Genomic DNA, 21,952 nt, shown 5'->3' with positions numbered 1-21,952 from the left:
GCAGCTGTGCCTGCCCGGTTCGACGGCGGTATCGCGTCGAACCGGGCAACCCGACGATTCACGGGCCTGCGCCACAGGCCTCATCGAGTGCCTTTCCCGTGACCATTGCCGGTCCCGTCCGTCAGAAGCTCGGCGGCCGGCCCGCACATGTGAGTCGGGCTACCGTCTTCCAGGACATGGGGCGTCGGGGGCCCTGCCCCCCGGCGAAGCCTTCGCGGAATCCGGCGAGGGTGACGCGCAGCGCCTCCCGGTCGCGCGTGCGCCACACGGTGATCAAGGCCCACGTGGCGAGGTTGAGCGGGATGAGGGGACGGGGGAGGTTGCGCAGGGCGACCCAGACGCGGTTGCGGGCGTTGAGCCGGTAGAACGTGTCATGCCGGGCCGGATCGGTCGCAGGATGGTGGACGACGACATCGGGCGCGTACCGACCGTGGCAGCCGAGGTCCCAGAGCCTCCAGGCCAGCTCCACTCCCTCGTGGAAGAGGAAGAAGCGCCCAGGCCAGCCGCCGGCGCGGTCGTAGGCGTCGCGACGGACCACGACGACGCCTTCGGCCATGACGGTGACGACGCCGGAGCGGGTCGGGTCGGAGGCGCGAAGGCGCGGTACCCAGCGCCGCAGGGTCACGCCGGTGACGGGGTCGCAGATGCGCGGCTGGACGTAGGCGAGCTGAGGGTCGCGGGGGAACTCTGCGACGAGGCGCGCGAGCGTGTCGGCGGCGGGGAGCTGTGCGTCATTGTCGAAGAAGAACAGGTAGTCGCCCTTGACCTCGGCAGCGCCGATGTTGCGACCCGCGGGGATGCCGACGTTCCGCGCAAGGTCGATGGTGCGGACACCTGCGGGTACCTGTCCGGGGACGCAGCCGTTGCCGACCACGACGACGTCCAGCTCGATGCCCTCCTGCGCGAGGAGGGAGGCCATCGCCCGGGGGAAGTCCTCGGGGCGGTCGTTCATCGTCAGGACGACGGCGCCGACCGTCGGACGCGATGCGCCACTGCTCACAGAAGTGCCCTTCCGCCGCTGCTTCAGAAGACCGCAACCTTAGTGCTCCACGCCGACACTCCATGACACGGAGCCGGCGGCGAGCGCAGTGGGCCGAACCGCGCCCCCTCCACGAGGCAGCACCGGGTAAGGCTGCCGCCGCATGCGCAGCTAGGGCCGAGTCCGGCGGGGTGTGCGCGGTATCGCCGGAGCACCCGGTGCTCGGCTCCCCGACTCATCTCATGCGCCGGCACTCGCAGCCGGCCACCCCACCGTCGTCTCTACGGGCTGCCCGTAGTCGATACCGTCGACGCCCCACCCGTACAACTCGCGGATCTGCCCCATGAACCAGTCCGCGCCGTCCCTCGCGCGTTCCAGTCCGCTCTCCGGGTCTGCCCACAGGTGCCGCACCTGCTCCTGGACCTCGTCGTCGAGTTCCCAGCCGTCCAGCCGGATGCGGCCCTGCTCGTCGAGGAGCAGCGGTGTCGCCCCGGTGAGCTGCTCCCACAGGTCACCGGCCTGCTCGGCCGTCGTGCGGAATCCGTCGCCGAGGACGGTGCGCAGGAACGTCGTGTAGAGGGCGATGGACGGGATGGCGCTGGACGCTTGGGTGACGGCCGCGCCCGCGACCGCGGTGAACGCCCGGCCGGTGTCACCCAGTTCGGCGTTCAGGTGTCCGGCGGTACGCTCCAAATGTTCCTTGGCGGCGCCGATGGTGCCCTGGCGGTAGATCGGCGCCGTCAGTTCGGAGCCGATGTAGGTCAGCGCCACGGTGGTGAACCCGTCGCCCACCAGGCCGCGTGCGGACAGGGCCTGCACCCACAGCTGCCAGTCCGCGCCGCCCATGACCTGCTCGGTCGCGTGCCGCTCCTCGTCGCCGGCCGGTTGGAGGGAGACGTGAGCGACCTTGGGAGTGTCACCGGAGAAGTCCAGCGCCGGGGCCTCGTAGGGCGCGCCGAGAGGTTTGATCACCGAGTGGTAGACGGTGCCGGTCGCCGGGTCGGTGCGGCGTGGGGCCGCCAGGCTGTAGATGAGGTAGTCGACCTTGCCGTACCGCTCCTCCACCAGAGCCAGCACCTGCTCCTTGCCCGCCGCGGAGAACGCGTCCGCGTTGACGAACACGAAGTCGCTGCCGGCCTCCCGCGCGAGGGCATCGGCGGCGACGGTGCGGTACCAGCCGGCGGTGGCCGTGCGCCGCTCGGTCTCCGCGCCTTCGAAGGCGACACCCACGCCCCGGATGCCGTGCCGGCGCAGCCCGGTCAGCAGCGTGGCGAGCCCGTACCCTGCGCTGTGACCGAGAAGGAGTACGACCGGGCTGCTGCCGTCGGTGCGGGCAGGGATCTGCTCCCACATCCGGTGCACGGTCTCGGCGGCCCCGTGCGGGTGGGAGTTCACGATCAGGAAGCCGCGCTGCTTCGGGTCGATCTGGCGAAGGCTCACAGTGCGTCCGTTTCCGTTGGGTACGAGCCGGGCGCGGAGTGCGCGCAGGTCTGTGACCGCTAACCGTATCGATGCCCGCCCTGCGACCCGTGCGAGCCCGATACGGAGAACTTCCCCGGTCGTTGTCACCTTCGGCCTTGACGAGGTCCTTCCTCAGTGGGCGTCGGCCGTCTGGGCGGGGCGCAGGCCCTGCTGAGCAATAGATACCGCGAGACCAACAGGATGCCCGGGACCGGCTCGGCACTGCAGCGCGATCTCGGCAGCGCCGGCACACCGGAGGCATCCGTTCGTTCTGACGTCACATTCAGGCCGCCTGGACGTCCACGTACGAATGGAGACCTGGTCAGCCGATCTGGTCACCATGCGGGGATGACCGGCGCGTCGGGTTCGTGCTCCCGCCAGGCCTCCTTGAGGCGCGCGAGCCGGCCCGCTGCGGCGATGCCACAGCCGGGCCTCGGCATCCCGGGTCAGCCATCCGCGTTCAGGAGCACCTCGGCCTCCGCCGCCAGATCGTCCTCGGGCCGGATGCGGGAGGCCATGGCCTCCCGCAGCTCGGACAGGGTCATCCCCGCGCCGCCGGGCGAGATGTCGTTCTCCGAACGGTTGCGCAGCAGCCAGAACCGGGGCCGGGCGCAGCCCTTTCCGGCTGGTCGTAGTCGTCACTCCGACCTGGACAACGGGCGACCCGGCAAGGGTTCGCGGTCGCAGCACTGGCCGACCCGTAAGGCGTCGCGCCACCCTGCGAGCAGGTGGCTCGCGCTGCCCGCGCGTGACGCGGCGCCCGGCCCCGGAGTGGGAACTCCCGGACCGGGCGCCGTCCTGCGATGTGGATGCCCCGAACCCGCCCTCGTCACGGCCCGGATCTGCACGTGGTGATGAGATGTGCGCGATGCGCTGTGACTCGTCACGCTGCTGAGCTGCACTGTCGTCTCGGGAGTCGAACCCGATGCGCTGCTCTCCGCGCGCCGGCCGGGCCGGTAACCGCCGGCCCTCGGTTGTGCACGCCTCCGGAGCGACTACCTGCTCCACATCGCCGGTCTCAGTCCAGGAGGTCGGCCTCCCAGTTGGTGCGCTGGATGCGTACGTCGATCTCGCGGAGCTCGCGGGCGGTGTCGTCGGCGCGGGCACGCAGCTCGGCGACGGGCAGCGCGGGCAGCACCATCAGCTCGGAACGCAGCTGGCGGCCGTGGCCCCGCTCCCCGCTGCCGGCGGCGGCGTCGGCAGCGGAGGTGAGCACGGAGTGGCGCAGGCGCAGGGTGTCGCGGCGGGCGAGGGCGTCGGTGAGGGTGCCGTCGGCGCCCATGTCTACGGCGGCGTTGGTCCGGTTGATGCGCCGGATCAGGGTTTCCAGAGTGTCGAGGGTCTCGGCGGCCTCGGCGAGCAGCACTGTCGGGTCCTCGGAGGGGGTCTCGCCCTCTTGGTGGCGGGCGTTGGCCACGATGCGGGCCCGCAGCTGTTCGACGCGGCGAGCCGCTTCCGCGCGCTCCGCCAGTGCTTCGCCGAGCTTCATCGTCGTGGTCCGTTCCTTGGCGCTGTTCGTCGTGCGGTGCTGCCGCGCCGATCACCCTACGTCAGGCCGCGGGCGTGCCCGGCAAAGCCGTACGTGGTTCGGGCCCGCTCCGTAGGGGGAGCGGGCCGCGTTGAGGGCTGTCACCGGGCCCGGTGACGCTCGGCGCCGTGCTGCCCTTCGGCGGTGTGTGAGGCGGCGCGGGCAGCCTTCCACAGGCGTCGCCCATCGGCCGGGTCCGCCTCGCACAGGCGGGTGAAAGCCCCCGCGACCGACCAAGTGGGCACGGTCTTCCCGTCGGCCGCACAGGACAGCAGGGAAGCGGTGAAGTGCGGTTCATGCGCTGGGCCATTGCCGCGTAGGTGAGCGCCGGCTGCCGGCGCCGGACACGAAGCCACGGCGTCGGCGCTCCCATCCGGCGGGTATCGGCAGCATCTGCGTTTCCCACCCCGCCCCAGTCGCTTCTACCGGACGACCACGCCGGGGCCGTCCTGGCGGGGCGAAGCCACGGTGCCGTTGTCGTGTCGCCCGGTGGGGTGCCGGTACACCGTCTCCCTCGGTGGGCAGTCCTGCGGCAGCTGCCGGGCAAGAACAACCCGTGCGTAGAACGCGACCGGCGAGCCGTCTCCGGATCCGGCTTCGCCGGTGACCCACGTGTGACCCGCAGGACCGGCGGCTACAGCCAGCCCTGGCGGCGGGCCGCGCGGACGGCCTCCATGCGGTTGCGGGTGCCCGTCTTGCCGATGGCCGAGGACAGGTAGTTCCGTACCGTCGACTCCGACAGGTGGACCCGGGCCGCGATGTCGGCCACGGTCGCCCCGTCGACCGCGGCGTTCAGTACGTCGGCCTCGCGCGCGGTCAGCGGGTTGGGGCCGGCACTGAGCGCGGCGGCCGCGAGCGCGGGGTCGATCACGGTCTCCCCGGCGAGCACCCGGCGTACCGCTGCGGCCAGTTCCTCCACCGGTCCGTCCTTGACCAGGAAGCCCGCGGCCCCCGCCTCCATCGCCCGGCGCAGGTAGCCTGGGCGGCCGAAGGTGGTCAGGATCAGCACCCGGCAGCCGGGGCAGCGCGTGCGGAGCTCGGCGGCCGCGTCCAGGCCGCTGCGGCCCGGGAGTTCGATGTCGAGCAGGGCCACGTCCGGCTGGGACTCGATCGCGGCGGGCACGATCTCGTCCCCGGCACCGACCTGTGCCACGACCTCGATGTCCTCCTCCAGCCCGAGCAGCAGGGCCAGCGCGCCGCGCATCATGCCCTGGTCCTCCGCGAGCAGGACCTTGATCATCGATTCTCCTCGTCCTCCGGGCGCACCGGTGCGGCCAGGTCCTCCGGTCCGGCTGGCTCCACCGGGAGTTCGGCAGTGACCCGGAAGCCGCCTCCCGGGCCCGGGGCCGGCCCGCCGACCAGGGTGCCACCGGCCGCCGCGAGCCGTTCGGTCAGGCCGGTCAGTCCGCTGCCCGGCGGGGTCGAGCCTACGCCGTTCCCGTTGTCGGTGATCACCAGGCGGACCCGTTCCGCGGAGCTCCTCACCTCGATCTCGCAGGTGGTCGCGTCACTGTGCCGGATGGCGTTGGTGGCGGCCTCGCGCACCACCCAGCCCAGCAGAGCCGCCGCCTGCGGGGGCAGCGGGGGCCCGGACTGCCGTACGACCGGCTCGATCCCCGCGGCGGTCAGTGCTCCGCGGGCCCGGTCGAGCTCGGTGGCGAGGCTGGCCTCACGGTAGCCGGTGACGGCCTCGCGGATCTCGATGAGCGCCTGGCGGCCGACCGACTCGATGTCGGCGACCTGGGCGAGCGCCGCGTCCATGTCCCGGGGAGCCACCCGGCGGGCCGCCTCCGACTTCACCACGATCACCGAGAGGGTGTGGCCGAGCAGGTCGTGCAGATCGCGGGAGAAGCGCAGCCGTTCCTGGTCCACGGCGGCCCGGGCCAGTTCCTGCCGGGTCTCGCGCAGTTCCTTCACGGTCTCGGACAGAGCGAGGATGGCGGCGGTGACCATGCCGGACAGGAGCGTCCCGTAGGCGATGCCGAGGGTGTCCCAGCCTTCGTCCCGGCCGGCGATCACCGCGGCGAGGGCGGTGAGGGCGAACATCACCGGGCCGAGCATCCGGCCCCGGACCACCGCGCCGGTGGCCAGGCCCCACAGCGGGAAGAACAGCAGCCAGTTGCCGCCGTAGGCGAAGGCGAGGGCGCAGGTGACGGCACCGAGGGCGACGAGGCACCAGCGGGTGCTGGCGGCCTCCCGGGCCCGCCGGTCGAAGGCGCGGAACACCAGGGTGATGTAGAGGGAGTTGAAGACGAGCAGGCCGAGGGCGCCGATCCAGGGGTTGGGGGTCTCCCCCTTGATGACGTTGGAGATGGCGCCCATGCCCAGCAGCAGCCACGGCAGCAACGCGAAGGGGTTGTTCGGGCCCATCGGGCCGCAGCCGCGCTCGGGTGATTCGCCGCCCGCTTTGCGCCGCTTGTGCCGCGCCAGCCATTCGGCCTTGCGGGCCGCCCAGTCGCCCTTCCAGTCCTCGCCGGTCCCGGTCCCCCGCTTGTCGTGCATCTTCGCTCCCGTTGCCCGGTCCATGCGCTATGCCGTCCTCGCCGAACGACGGTACGAGAGCACCGCGTACGAGCCGAACAGCAGGGCCCACGCGGCCAGTACGGCGACCGCGCTCAGGGCGGGGGCGGCGCCGGCGGCGAGGGACTCACCGATCTCGGCGAAGCGGCGCGTGGGGGTGAAGCCGGAGAGGGTGCGCAGCCAGTCCGGGAACAGCTCCCTCGGGAACCAGAGTCCGCCGACGATGGAGAGCGCCAGGCTGCACCCGACGTTGACCACGCCGGTGGTCTGGGCGGTGAGCCGGTAGCCGTTGCCGATCCCGAGAAGGGTGAAGGGGAGCGCGCCGAGCCACAGTACGAGGGCCACGGCGGCCCACTCCCAGCCCGCCAAGTGGACACCGTTGACGAACGCGCCGGCCGCGAGCACCGCGAGGACGGCGGGCAGCACGATCACCGAACCGGTCAGGGCCCGGCCGAGCACCACCTGGCGCGGGGTCATCGGGGTGACCCGCAGCTGGCGGAGCCAGCCGATGCCCTTGTCCTCGGCGACGCCGCTCCCGGTCGACAGGGCCGCGCCGAGAGCCCCGTAGGCCGCCATGGCCACCATGGAGGCCGTCTTCCACTCGCCGGCGTCGGCGTCGGTGCCGAGGTTGGTGAAGAGCAGGTACATCAGCACCGGCATGCCGATGCCGAAGACGACGAAGGAGGTGTCGCGCAGGGTCCGGCGGACTTCCAGGCCGACGTAGGCGGTGATCATCGGGCGCTCCCGGCGGCGGTGTGGGTGTGGTTCTCGGTGAGGGCGAGGAAGGCGTCGTCGAGCGAGGGCGCCGTGACCTCGATCCCGCGGACGGCGCCGAGCCCGGCGAGGGCGACGACCGTCGCGTCCGGGTCCTCCGTACGCAGCCGCGCGCGGTCTCCGCGTACCTCTACGCAGACCACCCCCGGCAGGTCCGTGAGACCCTCGGTGGGACGCCCGGCCAGGTCGACGGAGACCAGCGACCCGCCGGCGGCGCGGCGCAGCTGCTCCCCCGTGCCGTCGGCGACGATCCGGCCGGCATCGACGACCACGATCCGGTCGGCGTGGGCATCCGCCTCCTCAAGGTAGTGCGTGGAGAACAGGACGGTGTTGCCGCGCCGGGCGAAGGCGCGCATGGACTCCCAGAACGCACGGCGGGCCTCCACGTCGAGGGCGGCCGTCGGCTCGTCGAGCACGATGAGCTCCGGGTTGCCGGCGAGGGCGACGGCGAAACGGACGCGCTGGGCCTGACCCCCGGAGAGCCGGTCGATGCGGCGGCCGGCCAGGTCGGTCAGCCCGGCGAGTTCCAGCGCCTCGGCGACGGGCATGGGCTCCGGGTAGGTCCGGGCCACGAAGGCGATGAGCTCACGGACGGTGATCCGCGGGACGGCGCGCCCCTCCTGGAGCATGGCGCCCACCCGGCCGGCCCGGACGGCCTGCGCGGGCTCCTGGCCGAAGAGCCGCACGCTGCCCGCGTCGGGCTCGTTCAGGCCGAGCAGCAGGCTGATGGTGGTGGACTTGCCGGCGCCGTTGCGGCCGAGCAGGGCGACCGTTTCGCCGCGCCGGATGTCGAGGTCGATGCCGCCGACGGCGCGGACGGGGCCGAAGGACTTGGCGGCGTGCCGGAACCGGATGGCGGGCTCGGCGGACTCGCTGTTCGGTGGCCTCGTGGCCTGCGTCGTGCGGCTCGTCAGTGTCGTCTGCGTCGTCTGCGTCATGATCACCACGCTAGGGGCCGGGGCGGCCCTCCCGGCAGATCCGCATGTACGGACCCCGGCAGTACAAATGTCCCGGGCCGCTGCTCACTCGTGGACCGAGGTGGCCAGGTCGGCTCTTTCGGGGCGGCCCGGTTGGGCCCGCGGTGTCTGGTGCCGCGCACCGCAAGGCGCAGGCACGCCCGGCCCCTGGAGCAGTCCGGCGCCGACGACGCTGCGAGGTGAGGTGCCGGTGCCAGGCGGCCAAACCGCCACTTCACCACCGGGTCGGCCGCTTGTTAGTCTTTTCGATCATGCGAGCCCTCTTCCCAGGATCCTTCGACCCGGTCACTCAGGGGCACCAGGACGTTCTCCGCCGCGCCGCCCTGTTGTTCGACGAGGTCGTCGTCTGCGTGATGTTCAATTCGAACAAGACCGGCCGCTTCCCCCTCACCGAACGGCTGGACCGGCTGCGCGCGGCAGCAACTGGTCTGGGCAACGTCAGGGTCGACTCCCACACCGGCGGCCTGCTGGTCGACTACTGCCGCCGAGGCGGAATCGACGTCGTCATCCGCGGAATCCGCGGCGTTCCCGACCTGGACTACGAAATACCGATGGCCCGCATGAACCACGAACTGGCCGGAGTCGAGACGTTCTTCATCGCTGCAGACCCCGCCCTGGCCCACATTTCCTCCACCCTCGTCACTGCGATGAGTGAGTCAACAGGACCGTGTCCCGAATGATGAGTCGAGCGAGCTTCTTCCGGCACCCGGGCTCCACACCAAGGCCGGGACAGCCCCTCAGAAGTCATCTCGCCCGGGGAGTCTGCGGTTACCAGATGAGGGTGCGGCGGTGATGGTGAAAGCGAGGTAGTGCGCGGCTCTGCGTTCGTAGCGGCGGCGGGGACGGCGGCAGCCGGCGAGCCAGGCCATGGTGCGTTCGATGGTCCAGCGGTGGCGGCCAAGCCACTGAGAGGACTCGATGCCCTTGCGGGCGGTGCGGTGCCCGATGCCGCGTCCGTGTGACCGACGTGCCTGTTCTGCAAAGCATCGCCGTGGTGCCCGGCGGGAGCCCGCCGGAGAAGCCGCGAGGACCCCGGACCGGTAGAATGATGCCACCAGGCCCGCAGTGTGCAGCAGCGGATTTCACCGCTCGGTCGGTCGTCCACCAGACTGCTGGACACATCCCCTTCGTCGCGCCGGAAGCGGGCAGTCCCTTCACCAATGGAGGAGTTGGCGCCATGAGCCACGTCGTGACCCGGGCAACGACCATCGCTGCCGCAGCCCTCCTGGCAACCGCCGGCACCTCGGTCGGCGTCACCCAGGCATCGGCCCTGCCAAGTACCCCCACCTGCCATGTGGCCGACCTGAACCTGCGCCTCGGTGAGCCGGAGGGCGCCGCGGGGTCGCTCTACTACCCGATCCTGTTCACCAACACCTCGACCCACACGTGTACGTTGCGCGGATACCCGGGCGTCAGCGTCGTCGATGTCCGGCATCACCAGATCGGCACCTCGGCGATCCGCACCGGCGAGCCGGTGAACACGGTGTCCATTCCCCCGGGCGACACCGTGACCGCCGCCTTCCGCACCAATAGCCGGGCCGTTGTACCCAGTTGCCGGCCGATGTCGACCTACGTAAAGGTCTACCCGCCGAACAGCTTCCAGGCCGTGCAGATCCCCTCCCACCTGCGGCTGTGCGGGGCCTTTGAAATCAGCCCGGTGCAAGCCCCGGAATGACCGCTGTGGAATGGCTGTGACCACGGGGAAGCAGCAGCTGAGCATCATTGCCCGCTTGGCCAGAGCCTGTGCTCAGAGGGACTCTTCGTACGCCTCGCGGATGGTTGCAGGGATACGCCCGCGGTCGCTAACGAGGTAGCCGTTCGCACGCGCCCAGAGGCGTACGGGCTCATCTTCCGGACGAGGATCGAGCCGACGAGCCCCGCCAGGTCCCCTGCAGCCGCCTGGGGAAACTCCTTCCAGCTGGTCCGCTACATCCTGGAAGAAGGCGGACAACGACGGGTATTCGCCGTCTTCGGGGGGTGAGCCCTCGGTCCAGGATCCTACGGCTCCGGTGCGCGTGTTCAGGAACTTCCCGTAGAAGCCGTCGCTCTCTGCGGAGATCGGCACCCACTCCTTGCGCCAGGACGGATGTTCAGCGTCTCACCGGCTAGGACCGGTCCAGGGGGTGGATCCGGGACTTCTCGTCCACGCAGAACATCAGGGCCCGCTCGGGCGGGTGGAGGTAGAGGCCGACGACATCGTGGACCTTGTCGACGAAGTAGGGATCGGTCGACAGTTTGAAGGTCTCCGAGCGGTGCGGCTGCTGGCCGAATGCCCTCCAGATCCGTGGGAGGGAGGACCGGGAGAGGCCCATTTCCTTCGCCGTCGACCACGTCGACCGTGCGTCGCGTTCTTCGGTGTGGACTCCGGCGTCCTCGTGACCACCGCGGCCACCTGCTCGTCCGTCACCAATCTGGGTCCGCCGGACCGAGGCATGTCGCCCAGGACGGCAAGCCGGTACTGCACGAAACGGGCCCGCCACCGACCGGCTGCCTGAGGCGTCCATCCCAGACGGGCAGCGCCGTCCTTGTTCGCGGTGCCCTCGGCACGGGCCAGGATGATGCGGCATCGCAAAGCCCACGCCTGCGGCGTGGAACGACGCCGCACCCACCCCTCGGCCGCCCCATCCGGGCCGTAGACCAAGCCTACACATCTGAACAGAACTAAAGACTCAGAAGACTAGTGGGAGCGGGCCTTCTCCAGGAGCTCCGCATAGGGCATCTGCGCCGTGGAGCCACGGACTCGCGTGAGGCCGTACCGATCAATGACCTTCTGGTTCTTGAGGGGCCTTATGGGGTCAAAGGCTATGCGGTCACCCGGTGGTGAGACATCCACCACGATGGCAGGCCACTCCCCAGTGTTCACCCTCCACACTGATATGCGCTGCCGACGGCGGGTCAAGTTGAGGATCTCACTGCTGTTCGAGATCTCGGATCGGTATCTGTATTCTGCATCAGGCGGATCCCCGCCCCCGGCCTCGCTGCTAATCCTCGCACCCACCACCTTGGAACGCTCATAATCAGAAGGCATCGTCATTCTGTCCTTCCTGATCACATACACGTCGGTCTGAGCCTTGATCGCTTCATAATCGCGTGTCTGCGGGTTGTTGATCTCGACCACCGCATCCTGCGCGACTTCCTCCCCCGGGTTCAACACACGACCCACCGGCGAGACGAACGCGCCGTCGTAGATCAGATCGTCTCTGGCAGCCTTGACATCGGAGACGCGGCTCGCGGGACCGCCGTGGATCCAGTAGATGCTGTCGAGGATATAAACGGGGACCTGGCCGGCGTTCTTCACGTACAGGTGGACCGTCACGTACATCTGCGCCCCTCCCTTTGCCAGGATCGATTCCTTGAACTCGGCCCCGCTCTGTATCACCGGGGGCATTACGTAGGGAACATAGAGTTGCGTGTATGCCAGGTTGGTACCGGCGAGAAGGGTGGAGACGACCACCCCGATCGCGATCTTCTTAGGATTGTGAAGCCCTTGCCACGCCCGACATTTGATGAGCCTGAACAGGGCCACCGAGGACCACACCGCGAGGACTGCCCCGATCAGGGTGTAGCCGGTGAAACTCTCGCCGATCTGCAAAAAGAGGAATGAAATGCTGCAGAGGAGAGCGATCAAGACTCCCGCCAGAACGGCCACCCCCGAGTACCTCCATCGCCTCTTCCGCCAGTAGTCGACAGCGGCCGCGGCCGCAATCAATTCCACCAGGGCGGCAACCAGGACGGTGAATCCTGCGATCCTCCCGCCGTAGGTCAGGGCGTCACCGCTGTCCGACAGTCCGATCCGAAAGAGGGGGCATGCAGTCACCAGGAGGCCGAGGACCATGAAGACGCCACTTGCTCGTCGCCGCCACGCTCGATCCGGCCAGACAGTGCCACCTGCGCCGAGCCAACGGACATCGTGCCCAACCGGCAGACCAGCACGACGCAGGAGTCTTCGGAGCTCCCTCGTGGACCGAGCCCTGCCGACGGGCTTGCCATCGATCAGGACCTTCCGCAAACCGAGGCCGTCAGGGGCTCCGACGGTCACCTCAGGGGTGTTCTCCATAACTCCAGCCTGCGGCTTGTCCGCAGGGGGCGCCCCCGGAGGGCGCTCCGTGAGCCACCTCCGCGCCAGGGTGCGCTCGACGCGGCGCAGGGTGAGTCTGGAGTTGATGTGTTGATGTCGCTCGTCCTTGCAGGAGCTCCCATGCGTACACGACTTCTCGGATTCGTCAGCGCCCTCGTACTGGCTGCTCTCGGGGCCACGGTTCCCGCTGCGCAGGCTGCCGTACCGACGGCCACCGGGCCGGCCTGCGTGGCGGGCAAGGGGAAGGTGGTGTACGACTCCGGCACCGGACTGTGGACTTGCATAGGCGGCAAGTACGACGGCGAACCCATCACGGACTGAGTGCGGGCCGTGCAGTGCGCCGGAGAGGAGGACGTATGACCGGCATACCTTGGCGTCCCGTGGGTCGCGCGGCCGCGGTTCTGGCCACTCTCGTGGCCCAGCCCCTGGCCCTGGGGGCGGGACCGGCCCATGCCGCCGTGCAATATTACGAAATCCGCTCCCCGGTCGGCATGTGCCTCAGCGTCGCGGGTTCCTCCCTGCGCAACGGCGCGGACATCGTCCAGTGGAATTGTCTCGGGATCACAGATCAGCGCTGGCGGGTCACCGACGTGGCGGACCAGCCCTTCGGCAAGCTGGAGGACCGGCCGGCCGGGAAGCAGGGCGACCACGTGCTCTTCGTCAAGCTCCGGGCCCAACACAGCGACAGGTGCCTCGCCCTGGCCGGGGACCGGTTCGAGCTGGACACGGACGTCGTGCAGGCCGACTGCTCGGACCCGGAGGCGAGCACGGAGTGGATGCTGTACGGCAGCGGGAACCTCTTCCTGATCGCGAGCGAGCATTGTCTCGGGGTGACGGACGGCAGCCGTCGCAACGGCGCACCCGTGGTGCAGCAGAACTGCCACGCGAGCCCGCAGAAGTGGCGGTTCGACCCCTGGGAGTGAGAGCCCCCGGCCGGGAGTGAGAGCCCCCGGCCGGCGCGCGTCACTGCTGCGCCAGGTATCCCTGCAGCCGAGTGAGCAAGGCCGCGAACGCGGGGGTCATGGCGGCGTCCGACCCCTTGAGGACCGTCGAACGGCCCCCGTCCTCCACCGTTATCGTGTAGCTCATCGCATCTCTGGCCCGGCTGGGCCGGTCCGCCTCGGGCTCGGCGGCGGCCGCCGCCACCAGCCGGGCCAACTCCGCGGCGGCGTCCTCGGGCAGCATGTCCGTGTCCAGCACCTTGGGCGGGAGGCGGAGGTTGACCGGCGCCGCCAGGCCACCGTGTGTCGCAAGGGTCAGCTTCATTGCGCGCAACCTCGTTACAAGGGCGGGGTTCGGGCGGCGGCGATTTCTGGGGTCAGCCGTTCCCCCTCAGTGCGGCCACGTCCTTCGCCAGTCTCGTCATCTTGGCGCTCAGTTCACCGACCTGCCTGGTCAGGGCTGCGAGGCCGTCCTGTCGGCTCATGCTGCCGTTCCCGTTGGCCGCGAGGCTGCGCGCCCGGGCGACTCCGGTCGGGACGCCGCTGATGGGGATTTCCACTCCGTGCCACGCCGCCAGCACAGCCGACTGCTCGGCGCTGCCGACGCCGAAGAGTTCACCGGCCTTCTGGAAGGTGGTGTCCGCGAAGTCCTGGAACTGGGTCTCGGCAGTGGATGCTTTGAGCGATTCGTACCAGATGGGCCCGGCACCCTCCCAGGCGAATCCGCCGATGCCCACCGCGGCCAGGAAGAACGCCTTGTTCGGAATGCCGGAGTTGAAGTGCACCCCGCCGGAATCCCCTTCCTCGGTGTCGGGAAGGTGAATGAATTTGCTCATACGGTCGGGCTGGGGGTCCTTCCCGAACAGTGGGTTGTCGTAGGCATGCCCCGGGGCCTTCATCGATCGCAGGGCGTCGGCGTCTACTCCCGGGGTCCACACGTCAGCCCCGATCAGCCAGTCCGCCTCCTCGGCCGACTGTTTCAGCGACCACTGCTTGACCAGCGACCCGAAGACGTCCGAGATCGACTCGTTCAGGGCCCCCGACTGATTGTGGTACGCCAGTCCGGCGGTGTGTTCGGTGACTCCGTGCGTCAGCTCGTGGGCAATCACGTCGAGGGATCTGGTGAGGTCGCCCAGCATCTTTCCGTCTCCGTCGCCGAAGACCATCTGCCGTCCGTCCCAGAAAGCGTTGTTGAACTTCACACTGAAGTGAACGTACCCGTCCAGGCGCATCCCGTGACCGTCGATCGAGTCACGCTGGAACACCTCCTTGTAGAAGTCGCGAGTCAGGCCGAGTCCGCCGAATGCCCGGTTTGCGGACTCGTCCGCGGACTCCGGTCCGTCCTCCGACCTGGCCAGGACAGCGGATGCGAGGAAGCTTCCCTGGTCGCAGTCGAAGACGGTGCGCCGGCCGTTACCGGTCGCGGTTGCGGCCGGGCCGGCGAAGGACGCCCGGACCGCTCGTTCGCCCCGCAGGCGTGCGGTGGTCAGCATGGTGTCCAGGGCGGCTTGGCGCACCTCGCTGTCGTCGCTCTCCAGAAGCTTCTTGAGAAGGTGCGGGGGGATGATGCAGTTGAGTCGGGAGGTCCTGTTCATAGGACACCTCCTGGAAAAGTGGAGCACGGGCAAGCATGCGTCGACGCGCTGAGGTTCGCGACGTTCGACGCGGCAGGACGCGGCGTTGCCACGGCCCTCCGCGAGGGTCTCGGGGACGAACGGCAGGGCCTTTAAGTGTGGCCGTGGCCGTAGCGGGAGAACGTCGGCGCCGGCCAGTCGTTTCCAGCGGCGGGCGCCACGCTCATATCACCAGTCTCCGACCGCCCGTAGCGAGGGGCAAACGCAATGCGAACGTGCATGGGAGCGCAGGGGCGGGGCGTGCTGTCCGGGGTGACGGGCGAGGCCCAGCAACCGCCTCCCCCTACCGGGGACCAGCAAGTTGCGCATTCAAAGGGTCATCCTTCAACCGACCGCAGTTCCCTCTGCCAGTAGGGCCTGACCAGCGGACGCGCCGGGCGCCGTTGCCTCCGCGGGGCACGACGCCCAATGCGGGCCTCGGGACGAGGGGGCGTTGTCGATACCGCCCCTCCGACTGCGGATGCACGGCGGTCTGTTGCTTGACCCCTCCCCCACGTACCCACAGTGACGGATAATCACGTACAGTAGCGATCGCACACCGACCTCGCCCTTCGCCTGTGGGAGCCGCCGTGTCCATGCTGCTGATCAGAGGTTCGTTCAAGATGACGGACCGCGCCAGGCCCGATGGCGACACGCTCCCGTTCGTCGCGGACAACGTGGCCGACTGGAAGCTCGTACCGGGTTGCGAACCGATCGTGCCGAAGGCCGACGGCCGCGTCAGCATCCGGCTGGAAGCCATCGACACGCTGGAGACCCACTACGGCCAGAAGCCGCACGAGGAGCACCAGCCGCGCGACCTCGCCCACCAGGCCGCGGACAAGCTGCTGACCCTCGTCGGCTTCGAATCCGTCATTCGCAACGAGGACGACGAGACCGTCGTCACCGTGCCCAAAAGCGTGCCCGGCTGGATCCTCACCCGCGGCAGCGACGTCCACGGCCGGTGCGTGGCGTTCGTCGGCAAGACCGCCCCACCCGTGTACAGCGGCTACGAGACGACCGTCGACGACGAGCTCGTGAAGAAGACCGCCAACTACCAGCTGCTCCGGCTGGGCTTGGCCTACCCGACCTATTACTCCGGCCTGCCCGCGTACTTGCGCGAGGTGCTCACCGACGCCTCGGAGCAGGCGCGGGCGGCCGGGGTGGGCCTGTGGGCCGCCGGCATCGACAAGACCACCGACGGGGTGACGGTCACTGCGATGGCCTCGATCACGGACGACCACACCGGGCAGGTGCTCCTGCCGAAGTTGTTCCGCCGACTGAAGGACTACCTGGACTTCACCCCGGACGATCCGTCGCTGGACCGTTTCCGGGCGTACCTGGCTGGCGGCGCGGACGAATTCCGTCTCCTGCCCGACACCAAGGAGCTCTTCACCGGCCTGCACCACATCGTGGAGGTCACCGCCGGCAACACCGTGAGGATGACGCACCCGGCCAGAGAGATCGTCTTCACCGAGAAGTGAACCGCGACGGGCACCGGGACGGGACCACGCACCGCCCTGACCGGCCCGGACCGCCCGCCCCGCCGGGCGTCACTTCACCGAGCCCGCCATCACGCCCTGGACGAAGTGCCGCTGGAAGGCGAAGAAGACGATCAGCGGGACCACCAGGGACAGGAACGCACCCGGTGCGAGGACGCCGATGTTGCTTCCGAACTGCCGCATCTGCGACTGGAGGGCGACCGTGAGGGGCTGGGACTCGCTGTCCGCGAAGAGCAGCGCCACGAGCATGTCGTTCCAGACCCACAGGAACTGGAAGATGGCCAGGCTCGCGATGGCCGGGCGGCCGAGCGGCAGCACCAGCCGGGAGAAGATCCGCCATTCGGTGCCGCCGTCCATCCGGGCGGCTTCCAGCATTTCGCGCGGGATCTCGGCGAAGTAGTTGCGCAGCAGGAAGATCGCGAATGGCAGCCCGTAGGCCACGTGGAAGAGGACGACTCCGGGGATGGTGCCGAACAGGCCCACCGCACCGAAGAGTTTCGCCACGGGCAGCAGTCCGATCTGCACGGGTACGACCAGCAGCCCGACGACCACGAGGAAGATGCCGTCCCGGCCGGGGAAGTCCAGCCATGCGAAGGCGTATCCGGCGAGGGCCGCGATGGCGACCACCAGCAGGGTGGTGGGTACCGAGATCAGGACGGTGTTCCCGAACGCCGCCGCGATGCCGGAATCCTTGAGCAGGGCGGTGTAGTTGCCCAGGGACAGCTGGGACGGGTCGGTGAACACGTTCCACCAGCCCCCGGAGGCGTTGTCCCGTTCGGAGCGCATCGAGGACAGGAACAGGCCGGCCAGCGGGGTGACCCAGATCAGGGCGACCAGGAGCAGCAGTGCCTGGACTGCCGACCCGCTCAGCAGGCTCGACAGCCGGCCCTTGCGGGGCGGCTTGGGCCCCGACGTGGCGGGGGCGGGCCGGACCGCGGTCGTACGACGGGGTGCCCGGCGCTCGATGGTGCCGTGACTGCTCATGCCGCACTCCTTCGGAAGCGCCGGATGTTGAAGACCATCGCCGGGACGACCAGCAGGAGGAGCACCACGCTGAGCGCGCTTCCGAGGCCCTGGTTGTTGCCGCCGCCGAAGGAGACCAGCCACATGCGGGTGGCCAGTACGTTCGCTTCTTCCTGTACGGGTCCGGGCGCGATGATGTAGACGAGGTCGAAGACCTTCATCACGTTGATCACCAGGGTGACGAACACGACGGTGAGCACCGGCGCGAGCAGCGGCACGGTGATCTTGCGGAAGATCTGACCCTCGGTGGCACCGTCCATTCGTGCGGCCTCCAGGGCGTCGCGCGGGATCGCAGCGAGCCCGGCCCCGATCAGGACCATGGCGAAGCCGGTCCACACCCACAGGTAGGCACCGATGATGGCGGGCGTCACCAGAGCCGGGCCGAGCCAGTTCACCCCTTGGTAGGGGGCTGCGAAATTGGCCGCGGGCAGCCGGAGGACGTACTCGCCGTCGGCCAGCCCGGTGAAGCGGAACGAGCCGTCGGCGGCGGAGGTGGCGGTCGCGGCCGTCCGGCCGTCCCGTACGGCCTCGACCGTCATGCCGGGCAGGCCCTTCTCGCCCGGGTCCACCTCGCCCGGCGTTCCGGAGCCGCCGGGGGCGAAGTCGAGGTAGACGACGCCCCCGATCCCGTCGGGGCCCGGCGTCGCTGCGGCAGCCGGCTTCGCCGCGGCGGGCACCGCGTCGGGTGCCACGCCGACGAGGCCGAGGTCGACCGATCCGCCGGGACGCACCGCCTTCGCGGTGCTGTAGGGGCCGCCCGCACTCCCCGTCAGGGCCTGGCCCTCGCGGACCCGGGCCGTCGGATAGGCGGCGGCGTCCTCGAAGGTGTCGTGGACACCGACGACGACCGCGTTGAGCACGCCCCGGCCCGGGTCCTGCTCGTAGGCGAGCCGGAAGACGATGCCCGCGGCGAGGAAGGAGACGGCCATCGGCAGGAAGAGCGTCAGCTTGAAGGCGGTCGCCCAGCGCACCTTCTCGGTGAGCACGGCGAGCATCAGTCCGAGTCCGGTCAGCAGGGTCGGGGCCACGACGACCCATATGGCGCTGTTGCGGACCGCCTTGAGGGTGGCCGGATCGTGGACGATCGCCACGTAGTTCCCGGCTCCGACGAAACGGCTGCCGCTGGCGTCGAAGAGACTGCGGCAGAAGGAGAAGACGACCGGGTAGACGACCAGTGCGCCGAGCAGGAGCAGGGCCGGCAGCACGAAGACGACCGCGAGGCGGCGTTTCCTGTTGTGGGCGCGGCGCCGGGAATCGGCCGCGGCGCGGGCGGTCAGGGTGTCAGCCATGGGGGGCCTCAGTTCCCGTACGCCTTGGCGGCTTCGGCCTCGAGCTTCGAGGCCGCCCCCTGCGGGTCCGACGGGTCGCGCAGGAAGTCCTGGAGGAGTTTCCACTCGCCGGCGCCCTTGGTGCCGCCGAACGCCGCCGGGGCCTGGTCCGACATGTCGAAGCGGACCGAGTTGCCCGCGGCGACGAGCGACTGGGCGGTGCTGCGGGTGGTGTCGTCGCCGTACGCGCCGAAATCGACCTTGGTGTTGGGGGACAGGAAGCCGCCCGCGCCGGCCCAGACCTCGGCGGCTTCGGGCCCGGCCAGGAACTCGAGCAGCTTCATGCCCGCCTTGCCGTTCTTCCCCGCCTTGAGGACGACAGCCGCGTCACCGCCGCTGACGACGGGTGCCTTGCCTCCGTCGACCGCGGGGAACGGGAAGAACTTGGCGTCCTGCCCCGGCTTCTTGCCGAACTGGTCCTTGGCGACACCGCCGACGAAGTCGCCCTCGTAGACCATGCCGGCCTTGGGCTCCGGCCCGAACACCTGCTCGACCGAGGAGGGGAAGTCGGTGCGCAGCGCCGTCTCGGCACCGCCGGCGACGAGTTGCTTGTCCTTGAACAGTTCCCCGAGGGTGGTGAGGGCTTTGACGACGCTGTCGTCGGTCCACTTGAGCTTGTGCTGGGCGAGTTGGTCGTATTTTTCCGTCCCTGCCTGAGAGAGGTAGATGTTCTCGAACCAGTCGGTGAGGGTCCAGCCGTCCTCACCCGCAACGGCGAAGGCCGGGCGGCCGGAGTCGGCGAGGGTACGGCCGGCCTTGAGCAGGTCGGCGTAGCTCTTGGGCTCGCCGACACCGGCCTGGGTGAAGGCGTCGGGGGCGTACCAGACGGTGGACTTGTGGGCGGCCTTGAAGTAGAGGCCGTAGTACGTGCCGTCGACGGTTCCGTAGCCCTTCCAGACCGGCGGGAGGGTTGAGCCGGCCGTCCGGGCCGCCTCGTCGGACAGGGGCTGGAGCCAGCCCGCCTTCGCGAACTGCTGGATGACGCCCACCTGGGGGACCATCACCACGTCGGGTGCGTTGCCGCCCTCGATCTTGCTTCCGACGAAGGTGGAGACGTTGTCGCCGGAGGGGACGAAGACCGTCTTGGCGCCGGTCTTCTCGGTGAAGGCGTCCAGGACCTTCTTGAAGTTCTTCTGTTCGCTGCCCGTCCAGACGCCCGCCACGGTCACGGTCTGGCCGCTGAGTTCGCCGCCGCTCGCGGGTGTGGTGGTGCCGCCGCAGGCGGTGGCTCCGAGGGCCAGGGCGAGTGCCGCCGACGCGGTGGCAGCGGTCCGTCGGGGCGTCTTGCCGGGTCGTCGCATGATGGGATCCTTTTCGAGGGGGTCGGTTCGGGACTGCGGAGTCGCCTCCGGCGTCACCGCGAGGGGTGTTGCGTCAGCGCACGGGCCGCCGCGCGGGTTACGGAGCGGGGCACTCCGACGTCCACCAGGCGGCCGTCGCCGCCGGGAGCACTCCGTCCGGGCAGGGTCCGCTGGCGAGCAGCGGGGTCCCCGCGACGGGGGCGGGCACCGCCTCCGTGCCGAAGTTGACCGCGCAGACCAGGCCGTCGCCGCGGGCGATGGCCAGCACCTGCGGGGGCGTCTCCAGCCAGCGCAGGGTGCCGTCGCCGAGCTGGGGCAGGCTGCGCCGCAGTTGGAGGCCGTCGCGGTAGAGGTGCCAGAAGGAACGGGTGTCGGCCAGGGCGCGGTCCGTGGCGTGCTCGGCGAACCACTCCGGCTGCGGCAGCCACGGCTTGGCGCCGGCCGCGCCCTGGCTGAAGCCGAACGGGGAGGCGTGGCCCGACCAGGGCAGCGGTACCCGGCAGCCGTCCCGGACCCGCTTGCGGCTGCCGGTGCGGTGCCAGATCGGGTCGGTCAGCACCTCGTCGGGCAGGTCGAGGACCTCGGGCAGGCCGAGCTCCTCCCCCTGGTAGACGTAGGCCGCGCCGGGCAGGGCGAGCATCAGCAGGGCGGCGGCGCGGGCGCGGGCGGCTCCCAGCCCGCTGCCCTCCACCCCGGGCTCGCCCGCGTAACGGGTGACGGTGCGGACCTGATCGTGGTTGTTGAGCACCCAGGTGACGGTGGAGCCGGTGCCGGCGATGTCGCGCATCGCCTCGGTGATCGTCGAGCGGAAGGCACCGGCGTCCCACGGGGCGCTGAGCAGGTCGAAGAAGAACGCCTGGTGCAGTTCGTCGGGACGGACGTATTCGGCGTGTTCGCGCGCCGTGGGTACGGACACCTCGCCGACCAGCAGCCGCTCGCGGCCGTCCCGGGCGGCGTACTCCTCGCACACGGCGCGCCAGCGGCGCCATACGCCGTGCACCTCGGGCCGGTTCCAGGCGAGCTGGTTGACGGAGTCGCGGGCCCGCTCGTCGGCCTCCGGGTCGTCCGAGTCGGGCAGGTCCGGGTGCTTGAACAGCCCGGCGGCGACGTCGATGCGGAAGCCGTCGACACCGCGGTCCAGCCAGAAGCGCAGCACGCGCTCGAACTCGTCGCCCACGGCCGGGTCGCGCCAGTTCCAGTCCGGCTGCTCGGGCGTGAACAGGTGCAGGTACCACTCCCCGGGGGTGCCGTCGGGCCCGGTGGTCCGGCTCCAGGCGGGGCCTCCGAACATGGCGTGCCAGTTGTTGGGCGGCTGCGTCCCGTCCGGGCCGCGGCCGGGCGCGAAGTGGAAACGGGAGCGCAGGGGGTTGCCGGGTCCTGCGGCGAGGGCCTCGCGGAACCAGGGGTGCTCACTGGAGCAGTGGTTGGGGACGATGTCGAGCAGCAGCTTGAGGCCGAGGCGGCGGGCGTCGGCCACCAGCCGGTCGAACTCGGCGAGGTCGCCGTAGACGGGGTCGACGCCGCAGTAGTCGGCCACGTCGTAGCCGTGGTCGTGCTGCGGCGACGGGTAGAAGGGGCTGAGCCAGATGCCGTCGACGCCGAGCTTCCTGAGGTAGGGAAGTCCGGCCCGTACGCCGGCCAGGTCGCCGATGCCGTCCCCGGTGCTGTCGAGGAAGCTGCGGACGTAAACCTGGTAGATCACCGCGTCGCGCCACCAGGAGCCGGGTGCGCTGGCGCTGCGGGAGGGGTGGCCGGTGCCGGCCGGAAGGGTGCTGAGCATCTCGCGTCGACCTGTTTCTGCTGAATGCGAGAGCGCCCTGGATCAGGTGCGCTGTTATGCATGCATGTTAGGTAGGTGCGACCGGAAGGTGTCAACGATGTGTCCAGAAACAGCAGGAAACTGAGGTGGTTTGTACCTAAAGGGGCAGGT

Annotated in this window: 21 protein-coding genes and 2 pseudogenes; 5 read left to right on the top strand and 18 right to left on the bottom strand. The window is 70.0% G+C overall.

Annotated elements, in window-relative coordinates:
* Positions 1 to 121 precede the first annotated feature (121 nt).
* From ACWGH1_RS11945 to ACWGH1_RS11910, 8 genes and pseudogenes are all read right to left on the bottom strand, one after another.
* Complete coding sequence (locus ACWGH1_RS11945; RefSeq protein ID WP_453356943.1) at positions 122 to 1,000, bottom strand: glycosyltransferase family 2 protein; 879 nt, start codon at positions 998 to 1,000, stop codon at positions 122 to 124.
* A gap of 219 nt (positions 1,001 to 1,219) precedes the next feature.
* The gene (locus ACWGH1_RS11940; protein ID WP_453356944.1) at positions 1,220 to 2,419 is read right to left on the bottom strand and encodes an enoyl-[acyl-carrier-protein] reductase FabV; all 1,200 of its coding nucleotides are present in this window, start codon (positions 2,417 to 2,419) and stop codon (positions 1,220 to 1,222) included.
* A gap of 426 nt (positions 2,420 to 2,845) precedes the next feature.
* Positions 2,846 to 3,078: pseudogene (locus ACWGH1_RS11935) on the bottom strand (MarR family transcriptional regulator); the annotation flags it as partial.
* A gap of 380 nt (positions 3,079 to 3,458) precedes the next feature.
* Positions 3,459 to 3,929, bottom strand: coding sequence for a DIP1984 family protein (locus ACWGH1_RS11930; RefSeq protein WP_453408652.1), 471 nt, complete (start codon positions 3,927 to 3,929; stop codon positions 3,459 to 3,461).
* 673 nt (positions 3,930 to 4,602) lie between these two features.
* Complete coding sequence (locus ACWGH1_RS11925; RefSeq protein WP_453351940.1) at positions 4,603 to 5,208, bottom strand: response regulator; 606 nt, start codon at positions 5,206 to 5,208, stop codon at positions 4,603 to 4,605.
* Positions 5,205 to 6,494, bottom strand: a complete 1,290-nt coding sequence (locus ACWGH1_RS11920; RefSeq protein ID WP_453351941.1) for a sensor histidine kinase — start codon at positions 6,492 to 6,494, stop codon at positions 5,205 to 5,207. The genes ACWGH1_RS11925 and ACWGH1_RS11920 overlap by 4 nt, the downstream gene beginning before the upstream one ends.
* A gap of 3 nt (positions 6,495 to 6,497) precedes the next feature.
* Complete coding sequence (locus tag ACWGH1_RS11915) at positions 6,498 to 7,223, bottom strand: ABC transporter permease (protein ID WP_453351942.1); 726 nt, start codon at positions 7,221 to 7,223, stop codon at positions 6,498 to 6,500.
* The gene (locus tag ACWGH1_RS11910; protein ID WP_453351943.1) at positions 7,220 to 8,200 is read right to left on the bottom strand and encodes an ABC transporter ATP-binding protein; all 981 of its coding nucleotides are present in this window, start codon (positions 8,198 to 8,200) and stop codon (positions 7,220 to 7,222) included. Before ACWGH1_RS11910 ends, ACWGH1_RS11915 begins: the two co-directional genes overlap by 4 nt.
* Before the next feature lie 290 nt (positions 8,201 to 8,490).
* On the opposite strand from ACWGH1_RS11910, the gene coaD reads away from it, so the two are divergent.
* On the top strand, positions 8,491 to 8,919 hold the full coding sequence (gene coaD / locus ACWGH1_RS11905) for a pantetheine-phosphate adenylyltransferase (RefSeq protein ID WP_453351944.1): 429 nt from the start codon (positions 8,491 to 8,493) through the stop codon (positions 8,917 to 8,919).
* A 57-nt stretch (positions 8,920 to 8,976) separates the two neighbouring features.
* On the opposite strand, the pseudogene ACWGH1_RS11900 reads toward coaD, so the two are convergent.
* Positions 8,977 to 9,186 (bottom strand): annotated as a pseudogene (locus tag ACWGH1_RS11900) (transposase); the annotation flags it as partial.
* Between the two features lie 230 nt (positions 9,187 to 9,416).
* On the opposite strand from ACWGH1_RS11900, the gene ACWGH1_RS11895 reads away from it, so the two are divergent.
* The gene (locus tag ACWGH1_RS11895; RefSeq protein ID WP_453351945.1) at positions 9,417 to 9,914 is read left to right on the top strand and encodes a DUF4232 domain-containing protein; all 498 of its coding nucleotides are present in this window, start codon (positions 9,417 to 9,419) and stop codon (positions 9,912 to 9,914) included.
* Between the two features lie 72 nt (positions 9,915 to 9,986).
* On the opposite strand, the gene ACWGH1_RS11890 is transcribed toward ACWGH1_RS11895, so the two are convergent.
* The 3 genes from ACWGH1_RS11890 to ACWGH1_RS11880 all read right to left on the bottom strand — a co-directional run bounded on the left by ACWGH1_RS11890 (position 9,987) and on the right by ACWGH1_RS11880 (position 12,296).
* Positions 9,987 to 10,304: an Lsr2 family DNA-binding protein gene (locus ACWGH1_RS11890; protein WP_453351946.1), complete on the bottom strand. Its 318-nt coding sequence runs from the start codon at positions 10,302 to 10,304 to the stop codon at positions 9,987 to 9,989.
* Between the two features lie 40 nt (positions 10,305 to 10,344).
* Positions 10,345 to 10,551, bottom strand: a complete 207-nt coding sequence (locus ACWGH1_RS11885) for a hypothetical protein (protein WP_453408651.1) — start codon at positions 10,549 to 10,551, stop codon at positions 10,345 to 10,347.
* Positions 10,552 to 10,916: 365 nt separating this feature from the next.
* Positions 10,917 to 12,296: a hypothetical protein gene (locus ACWGH1_RS11880; RefSeq protein WP_453408650.1), complete on the bottom strand. Its 1,380-nt coding sequence runs from the start codon at positions 12,294 to 12,296 to the stop codon at positions 10,917 to 10,919.
* A gap of 141 nt (positions 12,297 to 12,437) precedes the next feature.
* On the opposite strand from ACWGH1_RS11880, the gene ACWGH1_RS11875 reads away from it, so the two are divergent.
* Together ACWGH1_RS11875 and ACWGH1_RS11870 are read left to right on the top strand one after the other, a co-directional pair.
* Positions 12,438 to 12,638 (top strand): hypothetical protein, encoded by a 201-nt coding sequence (locus tag ACWGH1_RS11875; protein WP_453351948.1) that lies wholly within the window; start codon positions 12,438 to 12,440, stop codon positions 12,636 to 12,638.
* A gap of 137 nt (positions 12,639 to 12,775) precedes the next feature.
* Positions 12,776 to 13,240 carry an RICIN domain-containing protein gene (locus tag ACWGH1_RS11870; protein ID WP_453351949.1) on the top strand — a complete coding sequence of 155 codons (465 nt, stop codon included), beginning with the start codon at positions 12,776 to 12,778 and terminating at the stop codon, positions 13,238 to 13,240.
* A 40-nt stretch (positions 13,241 to 13,280) separates the two neighbouring features.
* Here ACWGH1_RS11870 and ACWGH1_RS11865 read toward each other — a convergent pair whose 3' ends face one another.
* On the bottom strand, positions 13,281 to 13,583 hold the full coding sequence (locus ACWGH1_RS11865) for a protealysin inhibitor emfourin (protein ID WP_453351950.1): 303 nt from the start codon (positions 13,581 to 13,583) through the stop codon (positions 13,281 to 13,283).
* 52 nt (positions 13,584 to 13,635) lie between these two features.
* Positions 13,636 to 14,853 carry a M4 family metallopeptidase gene (locus ACWGH1_RS11860; protein WP_453351951.1) on the bottom strand — a complete coding sequence of 406 codons (1,218 nt, stop codon included), beginning with the start codon at positions 14,851 to 14,853 and terminating at the stop codon, positions 13,636 to 13,638.
* Between the two features lie 614 nt (positions 14,854 to 15,467).
* Here ACWGH1_RS11860 and ACWGH1_RS11855 point away from each other — a divergent pair.
* On the top strand, positions 15,468 to 16,352 hold the full coding sequence (locus ACWGH1_RS11855) for a thermonuclease family protein (RefSeq protein ID WP_453351952.1): 885 nt from the start codon (positions 15,468 to 15,470) through the stop codon (positions 16,350 to 16,352).
* Between the two features lie 69 nt (positions 16,353 to 16,421).
* On the opposite strand, the gene ACWGH1_RS11850 is transcribed toward ACWGH1_RS11855, so the two are convergent.
* From ACWGH1_RS11850 to ACWGH1_RS11835, 4 genes are all read right to left on the bottom strand, one after another.
* A complete protein-coding gene (locus tag ACWGH1_RS11850; protein WP_453351953.1) occupies positions 16,422 to 17,354 on the bottom strand; it encodes a carbohydrate ABC transporter permease in 933 nt (310 codons plus the stop codon).
* Positions 17,351 to 18,682, bottom strand: a complete 1,332-nt coding sequence (locus ACWGH1_RS11845; RefSeq protein WP_453351954.1) for a carbohydrate ABC transporter permease — start codon at positions 18,680 to 18,682, stop codon at positions 17,351 to 17,353. Before ACWGH1_RS11845 ends, ACWGH1_RS11850 begins: the two co-directional genes overlap by 4 nt.
* An 8-nt stretch (positions 18,683 to 18,690) precedes the next feature.
* Positions 18,691 to 20,022 (bottom strand): ABC transporter substrate-binding protein, encoded by a 1,332-nt coding sequence (locus ACWGH1_RS11840; RefSeq protein ID WP_453351955.1) that lies wholly within the window; start codon positions 20,020 to 20,022, stop codon positions 18,691 to 18,693.
* Between the two features lie 97 nt (positions 20,023 to 20,119).
* Positions 20,120 to 21,802, bottom strand: a complete 1,683-nt coding sequence (locus ACWGH1_RS11835; protein ID WP_453351956.1) for a glycoside hydrolase family 13 protein — start codon at positions 21,800 to 21,802, stop codon at positions 20,120 to 20,122.
* Between the last annotated feature and the right edge of the window lie 150 nt (positions 21,803 to 21,952).

This window comes from Streptomyces sp. NPDC054883 (assembly GCF_053610645.1).
The sequence above is the reverse complement of the archived record's forward strand: the minus strand, read 5'-3'. Positions and strand labels throughout refer to the sequence as shown.